Origin of the sequence: Streptomyces glaucus (genome assembly GCF_039533365.1) — a bacterium.
GTDB lineage: Bacteria > Actinomycetota > Actinomycetes > Streptomycetales > Streptomycetaceae > Streptomyces > Streptomyces glaucus.
The window spans coordinates 45,085-60,961 of sequence record NZ_BAAATK010000025.1; the positions used below are offsets into that span (position 1 = coordinate 45,085).

The 15,877-nt window shown below is 73.5% G+C and carries 13 protein-coding genes; 5 read left to right on the plus strand and 8 right to left on the minus strand.

Annotated elements, in window-relative coordinates:
* Positions 1 to 248: 248 nt before the first annotated feature.
* Complete coding sequence (locus ABD363_RS19410) at positions 249 to 4,154, plus strand: glycoside hydrolase family 2 TIM barrel-domain containing protein (protein WP_344605229.1); 3,906 nt, start codon at positions 249 to 251, stop codon at positions 4,152 to 4,154.
* Positions 4,155 to 4,211: 57 nt separating this feature from the next.
* Here the strand turns inward: ABD363_RS19410 and ABD363_RS19415 are convergent, their stop codons facing one another.
* Positions 4,212 to 4,580, minus strand: a complete 369-nt coding sequence (locus tag ABD363_RS19415) for an ArsR/SmtB family transcription factor (RefSeq protein WP_344605231.1) — start codon at positions 4,578 to 4,580, stop codon at positions 4,212 to 4,214.
* A 56-nt stretch (positions 4,581 to 4,636) separates the two neighbouring features.
* Here ABD363_RS19415 and ABD363_RS19420 point away from each other — a divergent pair, with 56 nt between their 5' ends.
* The 3 genes from ABD363_RS19420 to ABD363_RS19430 are packed head-to-tail and all read left to right on the plus strand — an operon-like array spanning position 4,637 to position 8,603.
* Positions 4,637 to 6,559 (plus strand): heavy metal translocating P-type ATPase, encoded by a 1,923-nt coding sequence (locus ABD363_RS19420; RefSeq protein ID WP_344605233.1) that lies wholly within the window; start codon positions 4,637 to 4,639, stop codon positions 6,557 to 6,559.
* A 55-nt stretch (positions 6,560 to 6,614) separates the two neighbouring features.
* Positions 6,615 to 8,096 carry an AlkA N-terminal domain-containing protein gene (locus tag ABD363_RS19425; RefSeq protein ID WP_344605235.1) on the plus strand — a complete coding sequence of 494 codons (1,482 nt, stop codon included), beginning with the start codon at positions 6,615 to 6,617 and terminating at the stop codon, positions 8,094 to 8,096.
* Positions 8,097 to 8,120: 24 nt separating this feature from the next.
* On the plus strand, positions 8,121 to 8,603 hold the full coding sequence (locus ABD363_RS19430) for a methylated-DNA--[protein]-cysteine S-methyltransferase (RefSeq protein ID WP_344605237.1): 483 nt from the start codon (positions 8,121 to 8,123) through the stop codon (positions 8,601 to 8,603).
* Here ABD363_RS19430 and ABD363_RS19435 read toward each other — a convergent pair.
* The 3 genes from ABD363_RS19435 to ABD363_RS19445 all read right to left on the minus strand — a co-directional run bounded on the left by ABD363_RS19435 (position 8,600) and on the right by ABD363_RS19445 (position 11,015).
* Complete coding sequence (locus tag ABD363_RS19435; RefSeq protein ID WP_344605239.1) at positions 8,600 to 9,334, minus strand: SIR2 family NAD-dependent protein deacylase; 735 nt, start codon at positions 9,332 to 9,334, stop codon at positions 8,600 to 8,602. The genes ABD363_RS19430 and ABD363_RS19435 overlap by 4 nt on opposite strands.
* A 79-nt stretch (positions 9,335 to 9,413) precedes the next feature.
* Positions 9,414 to 9,908 (minus strand): NUDIX domain-containing protein, encoded by a 495-nt coding sequence (locus ABD363_RS19440; protein WP_344605241.1) that lies wholly within the window; start codon positions 9,906 to 9,908, stop codon positions 9,414 to 9,416.
* 33 nt (positions 9,909 to 9,941) lie between these two features.
* Positions 9,942 to 11,015 carry an ADP-ribosylglycohydrolase family protein gene (locus tag ABD363_RS19445; RefSeq protein WP_344605243.1) on the minus strand — a complete coding sequence of 358 codons (1,074 nt, stop codon included), beginning with the start codon at positions 11,013 to 11,015 and terminating at the stop codon, positions 9,942 to 9,944.
* A 176-nt stretch (positions 11,016 to 11,191) separates the two neighbouring features.
* Here ABD363_RS19445 and ABD363_RS19450 point away from each other — a divergent pair, with 176 nt between their 5' ends.
* A complete protein-coding gene (locus tag ABD363_RS19450; protein WP_344605245.1) occupies positions 11,192 to 12,331 on the plus strand; it encodes a glycerate kinase in 1,140 nt (379 codons plus the stop codon).
* A gap of 105 nt (positions 12,332 to 12,436) precedes the next feature.
* Here the strand turns inward: ABD363_RS19450 and pssA are convergent, their stop codons facing one another.
* The 4 genes from pssA to ABD363_RS19470 all read right to left on the minus strand — a co-directional run bounded on the left by pssA (position 12,437) and on the right by ABD363_RS19470 (position 15,876).
* On the minus strand, positions 12,437 to 13,255 hold the full coding sequence (pssA, locus tag ABD363_RS19455) for a CDP-diacylglycerol--serine O-phosphatidyltransferase (RefSeq protein WP_344605317.1): 819 nt from the start codon (positions 13,253 to 13,255) through the stop codon (positions 12,437 to 12,439).
* 22 nt (positions 13,256 to 13,277) lie between these two features.
* Positions 13,278 to 13,934: a phosphatidylserine decarboxylase gene (locus tag ABD363_RS19460; protein ID WP_344605247.1), complete on the minus strand. Its 657-nt coding sequence runs from the start codon at positions 13,932 to 13,934 to the stop codon at positions 13,278 to 13,280.
* A 170-nt stretch (positions 13,935 to 14,104) separates the two neighbouring features.
* Positions 14,105 to 15,310, minus strand: coding sequence for an acyl-CoA dehydrogenase family protein (locus ABD363_RS19465; RefSeq protein WP_344605249.1), 1,206 nt, complete (start codon positions 15,308 to 15,310; stop codon positions 14,105 to 14,107).
* A 2-nt stretch (positions 15,311 to 15,312) separates the two neighbouring features.
* On the minus strand, positions 15,313 to 15,876 hold the full coding sequence (locus ABD363_RS19470; RefSeq protein WP_344605251.1) for a MaoC family dehydratase: 564 nt from the start codon (positions 15,874 to 15,876) through the stop codon (positions 15,313 to 15,315).
* Position 15,877: the final 1 nt, after the last annotated feature.

The window sequence follows — 15,877 nt, forward strand, 5'->3', positions numbered from 1 at the left end:
CACCCCTCAGGACCACACAAAGTCCGACAGGATGATTGCTTCGTTTGTGTTCGGGTCCTAGGGTGACCCTGGCTCAGCAGCCGCCCCGTCACCAGCAGTCGTGAACTGACCCATCGTCAACTTCCGTTCCCCCGCAGTGCGCGGAGCCGCCCGGGCGGGCCCCGTCCGCACCTCGGCCGGCGTTCCCGGCATCCCCGGAGTCCGGCCGGCACCCGCAGCGCGCTGTCGTCTCGAGGAAGGTCACGGTCATGCCGCACTCGCACGTGTCACCCGCCGAGGGCCCGGCCCGCTCCCGGCCGGCCGTCAGCCGCCGCCGTCTGCTGGAGGGGGGAGCCGCCGCGCTGGGCGCGCTCGCCCTGTCCGCGCCGTCCGCCGCGGCCCGTCCGGCCGTCCGGGGCACGGCGGCGGACAGCGCCCCGGAGTGGAACGACATCGGCGTCTTCCGGCTCGGCACCGAGCCGCCGCACACCACCCTCATGCCGTACGCGGACCTCGGCCAGGCCCTGGCCGCCGACCGCACCCGCTCCCCGTACCGGCTGAGCCTCGACGGCAGATGGAAGTTCGCCCACGCGGACCGCCCCGAGGACCGGGACCCCGACTTCCACCGCACCGACCTCGACGACAGCGGCTGGGACACCATCCCGGTCCCCTCCGTGTGGCAGCTGCACGGGTACGACCGCCCGATCTACCTCAACATCACCTACCCGTACTGGGGCCCCAACGGCCTGGGCGAGGACCCGCAGCCGCCGGCCGCGCCGACCCGCCACAACCCCGTGGGCCAGTACCGGCGCACCTTCACGGTCCCGCGCACCTGGGCGGGACGGCGGACGTTCCTGCACTTCGAGGGCGTCAAGTCGGCCCACTACGTGTGGATCAACGGTGAGCCGGTGGGCTACAGCGAGGACTCCTACACGCCCGCCGAGTACGACATCACCGAGCACCTGAAGCCCGGCACCAACCGGATCGCGGTGGAGGTCTACCGCTACTCCGACGGCGACTGGCTGGAGGACCAGGACATGATCCGGCTGAGCGGCATCTTCCGCTCGGTCTACCTGTACTCCACCCCGGCGGTGCACCTGCGCGACTTCAAGCTGGACACCCCGCTGAGCGACGACCACACCGCCGCCGAGCTGTCGGTGACGGCGAGCGTGCGCGCCTACGGCGGCGAGGGCGCCGGACGGTACACGGTCGAGACCCAGCTCTACGACGCCGACGGCCACCCGGTCTGGTCCCGCCCGCTGCGGCAGCACGCGGACGTCGCGGCCACCGGCGAGGACGCGACCGTACGGGCCGCCCGGCCGGTGCCCGACCCGAAGCTCTGGTCGGCCGAGCACCCCTACCTCTACACCGCCGTCCTGCGGCTGCGCGACCCGGCGGGCAGGGTGACCGAGACCCTCTCGCACCGGGTCGGCCTGCGCGAGTTCGCGCTCCGGGACGGACTGATGCGCATCAACGGCAGGCCGGTCTCCTTCCGCGGCACCAACCGGCACGAGATGCACCCGGACCGCGGCACCGCGCTCACCCGCGCGGACCTGGTCCGGGACATCGAGCTCATCAAGCGGATGAACATCAACTCCGTCCGCACCTCGCACTACCCGAACAACCCGCTGTGGTACGAGCTCGCCGACGCCTACGGCCTCTACCTGGTCGACGAGACCAACCTGGAGACCCACGGCATCCGCGACGAGTACCCGGGCGACCACCCCGAGTGGACCCGGGCCTGCGTGGCCCGCGCCCAGAACATGGTCCACCGCGACAAGAACCACGCCTCGGTGGTCGTCTGGTCCCTCGGCAACGAGGCGGGCGGCGGCTCCACCTTCACCGCCATGCACGACTGGATCCGCTCCTACGACCCCACCCGCGTCATCCAGTACGAGGGCGACGACCGCCCCGGGATCAGCGACATCCGCTCGGAGATGTACGAGACGCCCCAGCGCGTCGAGCAGCGGGCGAAGGACACCTCCGACACCCGGCCGTACGTGATGATCGAGTACTCCCACGCGATGGGGAACTCCAACGGCAACTTCCGCAAGTACTGGGACGTCGTCCGCCGCCACGACGTCCTCCAGGGCGGCTGGATCTGGGACTTCGTCGACCAGTCCCTGACCTGGCCCACCCCGGAGCGCATCCTGCTGACCGAGACCGGGCCGGGCGGGCTGCGCGGCGAGATCCTCGCCCCGGGCGGCACCTTCGACCGCGCCGCGGGCCTGTCCGGCGGCACCGTCTTCGCCCGCGACCCGCTCCTGGACCTCACCGGCTCGCTCACCCTGGAGGCCTGGGTCACCCCGCACGTGACGGGCTATCACCAGCCCATCCTGGCCAAGGGCGACACCCAGTACGCCCTCAAGCAGACCGACCGGAACCTGGAGTTCTTCATCCACGGCGGCGGCCAGTGGATCACCGCGAGCTGGCCGCTGCCGGACGACTGGACGGGCCGCGAGCACCACGTCGCGGGCGTCTTCGACGCGGACGCGGGCACCCTGACCCTCCACGTCGACGGCGTGGTGCGGGCCACCCGCACCACCACCCGGCGCCCGGACGCCACCACCGCGCCCCTCGCGCTCGCCACCGACGCCGACAACCAGACCCGCGAGTTCAGCGGCACCGTCCGCCGGGCCCGCGTCCACGCCCGTGCCCTGAGCGCCGCCGAACTGGCCTCCGACAGCCGCGGCCCCGGCGACGACGGCGTCCGGTTCTGGTTCGACGCGGCCACCGCCGGCGTCACCCGGCAGCGGCCGCGCGAGAAGACGTTCCTCGCCTACGGCGGCGACTGGGGCGACAACCCCAACGACGGCAACTTCGTCGCGGACGGCATCGTCACCGCCGACCGCGGCCACACCGGCAAGGCCGCCGAGGTCAAGCGCGTCTACCAGGCGATCCACGCCACCCCGGTCCGGGGCGGCGCCCCGGGCGCGGTCACCCTCACCAACGAGTACCTGTTCACCGGCCTCCGCGAGTTCGACGGCCACTGGTCCCTGGTCGCCGACGGCGAGGTCGTGCGGCGCGGCAGGCTGACCCGCGAGCAGCTGGACGTGGCTCCCCTGTCCGCCAAGGACATCACGGTGCCGGTGCGGCTGCCGGACGACCCGGCGCCGGGCACCGAGTTCTTCCTGAACCTGTCGTTCACCACCCGGGAGCCCAGCGCCTGGGCGAAGGCCGGGTTCGAGGTGGCCCGGGCCCAGCTCCCGCTGGCCGCCGGCGTCCCGGCCGTCACCCCCGTCCCGCTGGCGGACGTGCCCGCCCTGCGCCACGACGACGGCGACCGGGAGATCACGGTGCGCGGCGCGGACTTCTCGCTCACCGTGGACAAGCGCAGCGGCGCCCTCACGTCGTACGAGGCCGCGGGCGTCCGGCTGGTCACCGCGGGGCCCGTGCCGAACTTCTGGCGGGCGCCCACCGACAACGACCGGGGCAACGGCCAGCACGTCCGCAACCAGACCTGGCGCGACGCCGGCGCCCGCCGGAAGGTCACCGGCGTCACCGTGCGCGCCCTGCGCGACCGGGCCGTGGAGATCGAGGTCGGCGGCACCCTGCCCACCACGGTCGAGTCGGCGTACACCCTCACCTACACGGTCTTCGGCAACGCCGAGATCAAGGTGGACTTCACCCTGCGCCCGGGCGCGCCGAGCCTGCCGTACCTCCCGGAGGTCGGCACCCTGCTGTTCCTGCCGGGCCGCCTGGAGCACCTGCACTACTACGGCCGGGGCCCCGAGGAGAACCACTGGGACCGCAACACCGGCACCGACGTCGGCCGGTACTCGGGGACCGTCTCCGGGCAGTGGACCCCGTACATCCGCCCGCAGGAGAACGGCAACAAGACGGACGTGCGCTGGGCGGCCCTCACCGACCGCGACGGCGTCGGACTGCTCGTCTCGGGCGAGCCGCTGCTGGAGGTCAACGCCTCGCACTTCACCCCGGAGGACCTGTCCGCCGGGGCGCGCCACGACTACCAGCTCACCCCGCGCGAGGAGGTCGTGCTGCGGCTGAACCACCGGCAGATGGGCGTGGGCGGCGACAACAGCTGGGGCGCCCACACCCACGACGAGTACAAGCTGTTCGCCGACCGCGCCTACACCTACAGCTACCGGCTGCGCCCGCTGACCGACGTCCGTACGGCGACGGCGGCCTCGCGGCGGCCGACCGCGACGCGGTAGGGGAGCGGTACGCGGTGCGGGGCCGGGCGCGGAGGCGCCCGGCCCCGCACCGGCGTCTCACTCGGCCTCGGCGGCGTCGCTGATCCCCAGCCGCAGGTGCTCCACGTGGTACACGGCCTGGTCGAGCAGTTCGGCGACATGGTGGTCGTGCAGCGCGTAGACGACCGACCGGCCGCGGCGCTCGCCCACCACGAGGCCCAGGTTGCGCAGCAGCCGCAGCTGGTGCGAGCACGCCGACTGCTCCATGCCCACCTCCGCCGCCAGTTCCGTGGCCGGCAGCGGACCTTCGCGCAGCCGCGCCAGGATCAGCAGCCGGGAGGGGGTGGACAGGGCCTGGAGCGTGGTGGCGACCTTCGCGACGTTGTCCGCGTCCAGGCGGACCCGCTCGGCGGCGTCCTGCGCGGGGATGACGGCTCCATGACCCATGGCCCCATCCTACCCATCACATATGAACAGATGAATGAGTCTTCATGTGTTCCTGTATGGTGAGGCGCGTGTCCACGACTCTCGCTCCCGCCCCCGTCCCCGCGTCCGCCCGGCCGGCGCCCCGCCGCCGCACCCGCCTGCTCGCCCTGCCCGAGGCCCGCTGGGCGCTCGCGGCGCTGGCGGCGTTCCTGCTCGGCCTCGCCCTCGACCTCGCCGGTGCTCCCGCCTGGGCGTACGGGCCGCTGTACGCCCTCGCCTACGCCGCCGGCGGCTGGGAACCCGCGCTGGAGGGCCTGCGGGCGCTCAAGGAGAAGACCCTCGACGTCGACCTGCTGATGATCGTCGCGGCGCTGGGCGCGGCCGCGATCGGCCAGGTCCTCGACGGCGCCCTGCTGATCGTCATCTTCGCCACCTCCGGCGCCCTGGAGGCGCTGGCCACCGCCCGCACCGCCGACTCCGTGCGCGGCCTGCTCGACCTCGCCCCCACCACCGCGACCCGGCTCACCGCCGACGGCGAGGAGACCGTCCCGACCGCCGACCTCGCCGTCGGCGACGTGCTGCTGGTCCGCCCCGGCGAGCGCATCGGCGCCGACGGGACCGTCGTCCACGGCACCAGCGAGGCCGACCAGGCGACCATCACCGGCGAGTCCCTCCCGGTCGTCAAGAACCCCGGCGACGAGGTCTTCACCGGCACCCTCAACGGCACCGGCGCCCTGCGCGTCCGCGTCGGCCGCGACCCGGCCGACTCCGTGATCGCCCGCATCGTCACCCTGGTCGAGGAGGCCTCCCGCACCAAGGCCCCGACCCAGCTGTTCATCGAGAAGATCGAGCAGCGGTACGCGGTCGGCGTGGTGGTCGCCACCCTCGCCGTCTTCGGCGTCCCCCTCGCCTTCGGCGCCGACCTCGCGGACGCGCTGCTGCGGGCCATGACCTTCATGATCGTCGCCTCCCCGTGCGCGGTCGTCCTCGCCACCATGCCGCCCCTGCTGTCCGCCATCGCCAACGCCGGCCGGCACGGCGTGCTGGTGAAGTCGGCCGTCGCGATGGAACGCCTCGGCGAGATCGACACCACCGCCCTGGACAAGACCGGCACCCTCACCGAGGGCGCCCCCGAGGTGACGGCCGTCCGCCCGCTGCCGGGCTCCGGCCTCGACGAGGACGCCCTGCTGGCGCTGGCCGCCGCGGCCGAGCACCCCAGCGAGCACCCGCTGGCCCGCGCGATCGTGGCCGCCGCCCGCGCCCGCGACCTGCCGATCGCCGCCGCCGAGGACTTCACGGCCGCACCGGGACGCGGCGTGACGGCCACCGTCGACGGCCGGGTGGTGGGCGTCGGCCGGGCGGACACCGACAGCGACGCGACCGTCGTCCAGGTCACGCGCGACGGCACCCCCGTCGGCACCCTCGCCCTCACCGACCGCCTGCGCCCCGACGCCGCCGCGGCCACCGCCGCGCTCACCGCCCTGAGCGGCGCCGCCCCCGCCCTGCTCACCGGCGACAACGCCCGCGCCGCCGCCCGCGTCGCCGCCGCCACCGGCATCACCGACGTCCGCGCCGAGCTCCTGCCCGAGGACAAGGTGAACGCCGTACGGGACCTGGAGCGGGCCGGCCGCAAGGTGCTCTTCGTCGGCGACGGCGTCAACGACGCGCCCGCCCTCGCCGCCGCGCACGCCGGCGTCGCCATGGGCCGCGCGGGCTCCGACCTGGCGCTGGAGACGGCGGACGCGGTCGTGGTGCGCGACGAACTGACGGCCGTGCCCGCGGTCGTCCGGCTGTCCCGCACCGCCCGCCGGCTGGTGCTGCAGAACCTGGTGATCGCGGGCACCTTCATCACCGTCCTCGTCCTGTGGGACCTGCTCGGCCACCTGCCGCTGCCGCTCGGCGTCGCGGGCCACGAGGGCTCGACCGTGCTGGTCGGCCTCAACGGGCTGCGGCTGCTCAGGGAGTCCGCGTGGCGGCCCGGCGGGACGCGGGAGACGTGAGGTCGATGTCGGATTCTCGCCAGCCCCGGCGCCGCGCGTGCCCGATGCTGGACGCATGCGGAAGGGGATGCACACCGACACGGAGCGCTGCGTGCGCGCCGTCCGGTCCAAGGACGCGCGGTTCGACGGCTGGTTCTTCACCGCGGTCCTGACCACCGGGATCTACTGCCGGCCCAGCTGCCCGGTGGTGCCGCCGAAGCCGGAGAACATGGTGTTCCACCCGAGCGCGGCGGCCTGCCAGCAGGCCGGCTTCCGGGCCTGCAAGCGCTGCCGGCCCGACACCACCCCCGGCTCCCCGGAATGGAACCGGCGCGCCGACCTGGTGGCCCGCGCCATGCGGCTGATCGCCGACGGCGTCGTGGACCGCGAAGGCGTGCCCGGCCTCGCCGCCCGGCTCGGCTACAGCACCCGGCAGATCGAACGCCAGCTGCTCGCCGAGCTGGGCGCGGGCCCCCTCGCGCTCGCCCGCGCCCAGCGCGCCCGGACCGCCCGGCTGCTCATCGAGACGACGACCCTGCCGATGGCGCGGATCGCCTTCGCCGCCGGCTTCTCCTCCATCCGCGCCTTCAACGACACCGTGCGCGAGGTCTTCGCCCTCACCCCGAGCGAGCTGCGCGCCCGGGCGCCGCGGACCGGCCCCGGCGCCACCCCGGGCGCCCTGACCCTGCGCCTGCCCTTCCGCGCCCCCCTCAACCCCGACAACCTCTTCGGCCACCTCGCCGCGACCGCCGTGCCCGGCGTGGAGGAATGGCGAGACGGCGCCTACCGGCGCACGCTCCGGCTGCCGTACGGCCACGGCATCGTGGCGCTCGCCCCGCGGCCCGACCACATCGCCTGCCGCCTCACCCTCGGCGACCTGCGCGACCTGACGGTCGCCATCAGCCGCTGCCGCCGCCTGCTCGACCTGGACGCCGACCCGGTCGCCATCGACGACCAGCTGCGCGCCGACCCGCTGCTCGCGCCGCTGGTCGACAAGGCGCCCGGGCGGCGCGTCCCGCGCACGGTCGACGAAGCGGAGTTCGCGATCCGGGCCGTCCTCGGCCAGCAGGTCTCCACGGCCGCCGCCCGCACCCACGCGGCCCGCCTGGTCACCGCGCACGGCGAACCGGTCGACGACCCCGAGGGCGGCCTCACCCACCTCTTCCCGGCCCCCGAGGCGCTCGCCGGGATCGACCCCGGGTCCCTGGCGATGCCCCGCGCCCGCCGCGCCACCCTCACCACCCTGGTACGGCGGCTCGCCGACGGCTCCCTCCACCTGGGCGTCGGGAGCGACTGGCCGCGGGCCCGCGCCGAACTGCTGGCCCTGCCCGGGGTCGGCCCCTGGACGGCCGACGTCGTCGCCCTGCGCGCCCTCGGCGACCCCGACGCCTTCCTTCCCACCGACCTCGGCGTGCGCCGCGCCGCCCGCCGACTGGGCCTGCCGTCGACCCCGGCGGCGCTCACCGCCCGCGCGGCTCCCTGGCGGCCCTGGCGGGCGTACGCGGTGCAGTACCTGTGGGCGACGGACAGCCACCCGATCAACTTCCTCCCGGCCTGAAGGACCCGAAAGACAGGACTCCACGTGAAGCACCACACGGTCATCGACAGCCCCTACGGCCCGCTCACCCTCGTCGCCGACGACGGCGTCCTGTGCGGCCTGTACATGGAGGCCCAGCGCCACCGCCCCCCGCAGGAGACCTTCGGCGTCCGCGACGACACCCCCTTCGCCGAGGCGGAGGAACAGCTGGCGGCCTACTTCGCGGGCGAGCTGAAGGAGTTCACCCTCGAACTGCGTCTGACCGGCACCCCGTTCCAGCGCCGCGTCTGGCAGGAACTGCGCCGCATCCCCTACGGCGAGACCCGCACCTACGGCGAACTCGCCGCCGCCCTCGGCAGCCCCACCGCCTCCCGCGCGGTCGGCCTCGCCAACGGCCGCAACCCCGTCGGCATCATCGTCCCCTGCCACCGCGTCATCGGCGCGAACGGCAGCCTCACCGGCTACGGCGGCGGCCTGGACCGCAAGCGCCTGCTGCTGGACTTCGAACGGGGGGCGGGGCTCTTCTAGCCGCCCGCCTCCCGGAGACGGGCCAGCAGGGCGGGCAGGGCGGCGCCGATGGGCTCCCGGATCACTTCGTCGGCACGGTCGTCGTACGGGGTCGGCTCGGCGTTGACGACGATCAGCCGGGCGCCGTGGTCGGCGGCCACCCCGGCGAGGCCGGCGGCCGGCTGCACCTGAAGGCTCGTGCCCACGGCGACGAACACCCGGCACGCCTTGGCGATCGCGACGGCCTCGCCCAGCACCACCGGATCCAGCCGCTCCCCGAACATCACCGTCGCCGGCTTCAGGATCCCGCCGCACTCCCGGCACGGCGGGTCCGCCTCGCCGGCCTCCACCCGCGCGAGGGCGTCCTCCATCGGACCGCGTGCGTGGCACCGGGTGCACACCACGTCGCGCGCCGTGCCGTGCAGTTCGAGCACCTTGCGGGCGGGCATCCCGGCCTGCTGATGCAGCCCGTCCACGTTCTGCGTGATCACCCGCACCGGCACCCCGGACCGCTCCAGTTCGGCCACCGCCCGGTGCGCGGCGTTCGGCTCCGCCTCCAGCGCCCGGCTCTCGCGCCGCATCAGCCAGGACCGCCGGCGGATCTCCGGATCGCCCATGTAGTACTCGTACGTCACGAGCTTCTCGGCCTCCGGGTCCCGCCGCCACAGCCCGTTCGGCCCGCGGTAGTCGGGGATGCCGGAGTCGGTGGAGACGCCTGCACCGCTGAGCAGGGCGACAAGGGGCTTGGCCATGCCGCCGAGGGTAGGACGCGGGCCCGGGGCCGGGCGAACGGATATGCGCCGCCGCGAGGAGGAACGGCGCGTGCGGCGCTCAGCGCACCCGGTGGCCGTTCTCCAGCTCCGCCGTGCCCGAGCCGTCCGCCAGGACGTCCAGGCCCGCCAGGACCCGGCGGCCGAGGGCGCCCGGCAGGTACTCGGTCAGCTCCTCGCGCGGCACCAACCGCCAGGACAGCAGCTCCTCCTCCTGGAGGCGGATCGACTTCAGCTCGTCCTCGGTGAGGACCCCGCCGTCGTACAGGTACGCCACCAGCGGCGGGCGGCCCGTCCCGTGCACCCAGTCCACCGCGAGCAGCCGGCCGAGCCGCCGGTCCAGGCCGATCTCCTCGGCCGTCTCGCGGCGCGCGCCCTGCCGCGGGGTCTCGCCGTCGTCGGACTCGATCGTGCCGCCCGGCAGCGCCCAGCCCTCCCGGTAGTTGGGTTCGACGAGCAACACCCGGCCCGCGGCGTCCCGGAACAGCGCGGCGGCGCCGGCGAGAACCCGGGGCAACCCCGCGATGTACGTGGCGAAGTCTGGCGTGGTGGTCATCGGGAAAGGGTAACCAGCCCCCGGAGCCCGCGGTCAGTCCCCGGCCCGGGCCAGCCGCAGGGTCCGGTGCGCCAGTTCGCTGATCGTGACGCCGTCGAAGCCGAACACCGCGCTGCGGACCGTGTCCTCCAGCGGGTCCTTCCACTGCGGCGGGATGGCCGCCGCCCCGGTCAGCACGCCCGCCACCGAGCCCGCCGTCGCGCCGTTGGAGTCGGTGTCCAGGCCGCCGCGCACGGTCAGCGCGATGGTGCGGGTGAAGTCGCCGTCGCCGTACAGCAGCCCGGCGGTGAGGACGGCGGCGTTCGGCACGGTGTGGATCCAGCCGAGCCCGGCGGTCTCCCCGGACAGCGTCGTCAGCGTGTCCTCCCAGGACATGCGGGTCTCGTGCAGCGAGACCACCCGCCGTACGGTGCGGGCGAGGCGGCTGCTCGCCGGGATCACCGCCAGCGCCTGCTCGACGGCCTCCCGCACGGTGCCGGCGGTGAACGCCGCCGAGATCAGCGCCGCCGCCCACATCGCCCCGTACACGCCGTTGCCGGTGTGCGACAGCACCGCGTCCTTGCGGGCCAGCAGGGCGGCGCGGCGCGGGTCGCCCGGGCGGGTCCAGCCGTGGATGTCGGCGCGGATCAGGGCGCCGATCCATTCCTGGTACGGGTTGTCGTAGGTGGCGGTCAGGGGCGGCTTCAGCCCGTTGGCGAGGTTCCGGTACGCCGCCCGCTCCGCCGTGAACGTCTGCAGGTACGGCAGCCGCAGCAGCCACAGGTCGCCCACCTGCTCGGTGGTGAAGCCGAAGCCGCACCGCTCCAGCAGGTCCAGGCCGAGGATCGCGTAGTCCACGTCGTCGTCGCGGCAGCTGCCGTGGATGCGGCCGCGCACGCAGGAGCGCCACTCGGGGCGCAGGTCGCGGGCGTCGCGCTCGCCGGACGGCTCGGGCAGGTAGTCGGTGAGCGGCAGCGCGGCGGCCTGCCGCAGGTAGCGGTCGATGCGGTCGCGCGTCCACACCTCGCCGTGCTCGACCGGCTTGCCGAGCATGTTGCCCGCGATCCGGCCCAGCCAGCCTCCGAGGACGCGGTCGGTGAGTTCCTGCTCGGTGCCCACAGTGGTCATGGCTGACACGTACCCGTTTCCGCCGGTGCGCACAGGGCGTTCCCGGCCCGGTCCGCGGACTGGTCAGGGGCATGACGGCGCGGGCGTCCTCCGGTTAAGGTCACAGCGGCGCGACTGGCCTTGACATGCGCGAGGCCCACAGAGCGAGGGGAAGGCAAGTGGCGGACGCTGCTGCAGTGAGCGGTACCCGGCGGGTGCTCGTCGCCGCGGACAAGTTCAAGGGGTCGCTGACGGCCGTCGAGGTCGCCGGGCGGGTGACGGCCGGGCTGCGCCGGGTCGTGCCGGACCTCGCGGTCGAGGCACTGCCCGTGGCCGACGGCGGCGACGGGACGGTGGCCGCGGCGCTCGCGGCCGGCTTCGAACGGCGGGAGGTGCGGGTCGCCGGGCCCCTCGGCGACGAGGTGACGGCGGCGTTCGCGCTGCGCGACGGCACCGCGGTCGTGGAGATGGCGGAGGCGAGCGGGCTGCAGCGGCTGCCCGCCGGGGTCTTCGCCCCGCTGACGGCGTCGACGTACGGCTCCGGCGAGCTGCTGCGGGCCGCGCTGGACGCGGGCGCGCGCACGATCGTGTTCGGCGTCGGCGGCAGCGCCACCACGGACGGCGGCGCCGGGATGCTGTCCGCGCTGGGGGCGCGCTTCCTGGACGCGGACGGGGAACCGGTGACGCCGGGCGGCGGAGGCCTCGCCGCCCTGGCCACGGCCGACCTGTCGGGTCTCGATCCGCGCCTGGCCTCCGTCGAGCTGGTGCTCGCCAGCGACGTCGACAACCCGCTGACCGGCCCCAAGGGGGCGCCCGCCGTCTACGGCCCGCAGAAGGGGGCCTCGCCGGACGACGTGGAGACGCTGGACGCGGCGCTCGCGCACTACGCGAAGGTGCTGGAGGAGGCCGCCGGCCCGCGGGCCGCCGAGTACGCCGCCGCGCCGGGCGCGGGCGCGGCGGGCGGCATCGGCTACGGCGCCCTGCTCCTGGGCGCCCGCTTCCGCCCCGGCATCGAGGTCATGCTGGACGTCCTGGGCTTCGCGCCCGCGCTGGACCGGGCGGACCTGGTGATCACCGGCGAGGGATCGCTGGACGAGCAGACCCTGCACGGCAAGGCCCCGGCCGGCGTCGCCGCGGCCGCCCGCGCGGCGGGCAAGGAGGTCGTCGCGGTGTGCGGACGGCTGGCCCTGCCGCCCGAGGCCCTGGAGCGGGCCGGCATCCGCCGGGCGTACCCCCTGACGGAGCTCGAACCGGACGTGGCCCGGTGCATCGCCGGCGCCGGCCCGATCCTGGAACGGGCCGCGGAACGCATCGCCCGGGACTTCCTGGCCGCCTGACGGGTGCCCGGGACCCCGCGGGGCCCCGGGGAGCGCGTGCGGGGGCGGAGACACGGAAGGGCCCGAGCCGGAACGGCTCGGGCCCTTCGCGCGGGTGTCGGGGCGCTACGGCAGCTGCGCCGCCCGCGCCTCACGACGGTTGTCGCGGAAGGTGTTCACCCGGCGGGCCGTGGCGAACAGCGGGATCACCGCGCCCATGACCAGCTGCAGCGCGCAGCCGGTCTGCAGGAGCAGCTGGCCGCTCGGGGCGTCGAAGGCCCAGCCGGCCAGGAGGCCCATCGACAGGACGATCCAGGACAGCATCGCCACCGCGAGCCGGCCCCGCGGCTTGGGGTACTCCACCCGGCTCACCATCAGCCAGGCCGTGCCGAGGATCGCCAGCAGGGTCGCGACGAAGGGCAGCTCCAGCAGGACGATGGAGACCACCGTCAGCGCGCCGAACGGGCTCGGCATGCCCTGGAAGGTGCCGTCCTTGACCGTGACGCAGGAGAACCTCGCGAGCCGCAGCACCACCGCCAGCAGCACCACGATCGCGCCGACCGCCGCCACCCGCTGGTGCGCGTCGTCCGCGACCATGCCGTACACCAGGACGAAGTACGCCGGGGCCAGGCCGAAGCTGATCAGGTCGGAGAGGTTGTCCAGCTCGGCGCCCATGGGCGAGCTGCGCAGCTTGCGCGCCACCAGGCCGTCGAACAGGTCGAACACCGCCGCGCACAGCATCAGGATGACCGCGGTGGCCGCGCTGTGGCGGGCCATGCCGGTCTCCTGGCTGCCGGTGAGGTGCGGGATCAGGATGCCGGTGGTGGTGAAGTACACCGCCATGAAGCCGCAGGTGGCGTTGCCGAGGGTGAGGGTGTCCGCTATCGACAGGCGCAGCGAGAGGGGCATCTCCTCCTCGTCGTCGGCCTCGTCGGCCTCGGGCACCCAGCCCGTCTGCGTCCCGGGATCAGTCACGGTCAAGGCGAGTCACCCCAGCCACGGTCTTCTGACCGACCTCGACCGCGACCTCCACGCCCTCGGGGAGATAGAGGTCGACGCGCGAGCCGAAGCGGATCAGACCGATCCGCTCGCCCTGCTCGACCTTGGTGCCCTGCGGCACGTACGGGACGATGCGGCGGGCCACCGCGCCGGCGATCTGGATCATCTCGATGTCGCCGAGCTCGGTGTCGAAGTGCCACACGACCCGCTCGTTGTTCTCGCTCTCCTTGTTGAAAGCGGGAACGAAACCGCCGGGGATGTGCTCGACCGACGTCACCGTGCCGGCCAGCGGCGCGCGGTTGACGTGGACGTTGAGCGGGCTCATGAAGATCGCGACGCGGGTGCGCCCGTCCTTCCACGGCATGATGCTCTGCACCACGCCGTCGGCGGGTGAGATGACCCGGCCCTGGGCGATCTCGCGCTCGGGGTCGCGGAAGAACCACAGCATCCCCGCCGCGAGCGCGGTGGCGGGGACGGCGACGGCCTTGGCGGCGCCGGAGCGGCGTGCGCGCAGCAGGCTGACGGCCGCGGTGGCGACGGTCGGGAGGAGCCACGGCGATGCTCCGCGTGCAAGGCGTACGCCGGCCAGGCTGTCGCGTGGTGCAGAGGTTTGGCTGTGGGGCATGGATGACCTTCGTAGCGGATGATGCCGCGCTTCGACGGGGGACGGCGGCTTTTCGGCGATCGTAGCGGCTCCGGGCCGCAACTGGGTAAGGCAGGAAGCCGAGTCGGCGGTCGAAGAGCGCTGACGGGGTGTGATCTTGTTCTCCAAAAAAACACCCCGTATCCGGACATCTAGCTCTGGTGTCGATACTCTTCGAGCAGCCTGCGGCCAATGATCATTTTCTGGATCTCGGCGGTTCCTTCGCCGATGAGCAGCATCGGGGCCTCGCGGTAGAGGCGCTCGATCTCGTACTCCTTGGAGAAGCCGTAGCCGCCGTGGATCCGGAAGGCGTCCTCCACGACCTCCTTGCAGTACTCGGAGGCGAGGTACTTCGCCATCCCTGCTTCAAGGTCGTTTCGTTCCCCGGAGTCCTTTTTGCGTGCCGCGTTCACCATCATCGCATGAGCGGCCTCCACCTTGGTAGCCATCTCCGCGAGCTTGAACTGGACGGCCTGGTGCTGGGCGATCGGCTTGCCGAAGGCGTGCCGCTGCTGGGCGTACCGGATCCCCAGCTCGAAGGCGCGCCGGGCGACGCCGCAGCCACGCGCCGCCACGTTGACGCGGCCCACCTCCACGCCGTCCATCATTTGGTAAAAACCTCGCCCGGTGACGCCGCCGAGCACCCGATCGGCCGGAACGCGCAGCCCGTCCATGACGAGCTCGGTGGTGTCGACCCCCTTGTAGCCCATCTTCTCGATCTTGCCGGGGATGGTCAGACCGGGGCGGACCTCACCGAAGCCGGGCTCCTTCTCGACCAGGAAGGTCGTCATCGACCGGTGGGGCGGCGTGCCCTCGGGGTGACCCTCGTCACTGCGGACGAGCACGGCCACCAGGGAGGACGTGCCGCCGTTGGTGAGCCACATCTTCTGGCCGGTCAGGACGTACGCGTCGCCGTCCCTGACCGCCTTGGAGGTGATCGCCGACACGTCCGAGCCCAGGCCCGGCTCCGACATCGAGAAGGCGCCGCGGATCTCGCCGGCCGCCATCCGCGGCAGGAAGTGGTCCTTCTGCTCCCGGGTGCCGTGCTGCTTGAGCATGTGCGCCACGATGAAGTGCGTGTTGATGATGCCGGACACCGACATCCAGCCGCGGGCGATCTCCTCCACGCACAGGGCGTACGTCAGCAGCGACTCGCCCAGCCCCCCGTACTCCTCGGGGATCGTCAGGCCGAACAGACCCAGCTCCTTCAGGCCGTCGACGATCGCTTGCGGGTACTCGTCGCGGTGCTCCAGCTCGGTCGCGACCGGGATGATCTCCTTGTCCACGAAGTCCCGGACGGTGGAGAGGATCTCCTGCTGGACGTCCGTGAGGCCGTGGGTCTGGGCGAGTCGGGCCATGCCTACTTCTCCTGCTCCGTGAGCTCGGGACCGGCGTCGCCCCGCGGGGGCGTCGTGCGGGGGCGGGGGGAGACGGGCGGGCGGCCCGGCTGCTCGCCGCCGCGCTCCTTGACGTACGTCTCGGTCGGCACCATCACCTTGCGGCGGAAGGTGCACACCAGCGTGCCGTCCTGCTTGTAGCCCCTGGTCTCGACGTGGACGATGCCGCGGTCGCTCTTCGACTTCGACGGCCACTTGTCGAGCACGGTCGTCTCGCCGTAGATCGTGTCGCCGTGGAAGGTCGGCGCCACGTGCTTCAGGGACTCGATCTCCAGGTTGGCGATCGCCTTGCCGGAGACGTCCGGCACGGACATGCCGAGCAGGAGGGAGTAGACGTAGTTCCCGACCACGACGTTCCGGCCGAAGTCCGTCGTCCGCTCGGCGTAGTTGCTGTCCAGGTGGAGGGGGTGGTGGTTCATGGTGAGCAGGCAGAACAGGTGGTCGTCGTACTCCGTGACCGTCTTGCCCGGCCAGTGCTTGTACACCGCCCCGACCTCGAACTCCTCGTAGGTGCGTCCGAACTGCATC